1 protein-coding gene and 1 pseudogene are annotated in these 1609 nt (G+C 66.7%); both read right to left on the reverse strand.

Features of this window, described 5'->3' with window-relative positions:
- On the reverse strand, window positions 1-860 hold an 860-nt coding region (locus ACIPM1_RS33835), incomplete at its 3' end, for an alpha-amylase family glycosyl hydrolase (RefSeq protein ID WP_402441208.1).
- A pseudogene (locus ACIPM1_RS33840) lies at window positions 857-1609 on the reverse strand (alpha-1,4-glucan--maltose-1-phosphate maltosyltransferase); the annotation flags it as partial. The pseudogene ACIPM1_RS33840 and the gene ACIPM1_RS33835, both read right to left, overlap by 4 nt.

Here is a 1609-nt window from a genome sequence, read left to right on the forward strand (position 1 = left end):
TGGAAGGCCATGTGGCACTCGTCGCCGCCGGAGCCGTAGTCGCCGAAGTAGTCGACGACGTCCTCCGGCCACTGGTTCGCCTCCGCCAGCAGCACCTTGTCGGGATACTGGTCGTCGATCTCCTTGCGCACCCGCTTGAGGAACTCGTGGGTCGCGGGGAGGTTCTCGCAGTTGGTGCCCTCCTGCTGGTACAGGTACGGCACCGCGTCCAGCCGGAACCCGTCGATGCCGAGGTCCAGCCAGAACTTCAGCGCGGAGATCATCTCCTCCTGCACGGCCGGGTTCTCGTAGTTCAGATCCGGCTGGTGCGAGAAGAACCGGTGCCAGTAGTACTGCTTGCGCACCGGGTCGTACGTCCAGTTGGACACCTCCGTGTCGACGAAGATGATCCGCGCGTCCTGGTACTGCTTGTCGTCGTCCGCCCACACGTAGAAGTCGCCGTAGGGGCCGTCGGGGTCCTTGCGGGACTCCTGGAACCACGGGTGCTGGTCGCTGGTGTGGTTCATGACGAAGTCGATGATGACGCGCATGCCGCGCTGGTGGGCGGCGTCGACGAACTCCACGAAGTCGGCGAGGTCGCCGAAGTCGGGCAGGACGGCGGTGTAGTCGGAGACGTCGTAGCCGCCGTCGCGCAGCGGGGACTTGAAGAAGGGCGGCAGCCAGAGGCAGTCGACGCCCAGCCACTGCAGATAGTCGAGTCTGGCGGTCAGGCCCTTGAGGTCGCCGATGCCGTCGCCGTTGCTGTCCTGGAAGGAGCGCACCAGGACCTCGTAGAAGACGGCACGCTTGAACCACTCCGGGTCCCGGTCCTTGGCGGGAGTGTCTTCGAAGGTGTCCGGAACAGGCTCATTGACGATCATGTGGTGGCTGACCCTCCGATCTGCGGGTGGGACGGTCGCAGGACGGTGCTGTCCTCGTCCGGGGACCAGCCCCCGGACCCCCGGCCGACGGTGAAGACGTGCGCGGGCCTGTGCCCCGGCTCGAGACGCACATAGTTGGCTCTGCCCCAGTGGTAGGTCTCGCCGGTGAGCTCGTCGCGCACCGGCACCGACTCGTGCCAGTCGAGGCCGAGTTGCGGCATGTCCAACGAGACCGTGGCCTCCTGGGTGTGGTGGGGGTCGAGGTTGGCGACCACCAGAACCGTGTTCGAGCCGCTCCGCTTCGAGTACGCGATCACCGCGTCCTGGTCGGCGTGGTGGAAGTGCAGGTCGCGCAGCTGCCGCAGGGCCGGGCTGCGGCGCCTGATGTCGTTGAGTCGGGTGATCAGGGGGGCGATGGTGCGGCCCTCGCGTTCGGCGGCGGCCCAGTCGCGGGGTTTGAGCTGGTACTTCTCGGAGTCGAGGTATTCCTCGCCGCCCTCTCTGAGCGGGGTGTTCTCGCACAGTTCGTAGCCGCTGTAGATGCCCCAGGCAGGGGAGAGGGTGGCGGCCAGGACGGCACGGACCTCGAAGGCGGGACGGCCGCCGTGCTGGAGGTAGGCGTGCAGGATGTCGGGGGTGTTGGCGAAGAAGTTGGGCCGCATGTAGGCGGCCGCCTCACCGGACAGCTCGGTCAGGTAGTCGGTGAGCTCCTGCTTGGTGTTGCGCCAGGTGAAATAGGTGTAGGACTG

The sequence above is a fragment of the Streptomyces sp. NPDC086766 genome (assembly GCF_044746005.1).
Lineage (GTDB): Bacteria > Actinomycetota > Actinomycetes > Streptomycetales > Streptomycetaceae > Streptomyces.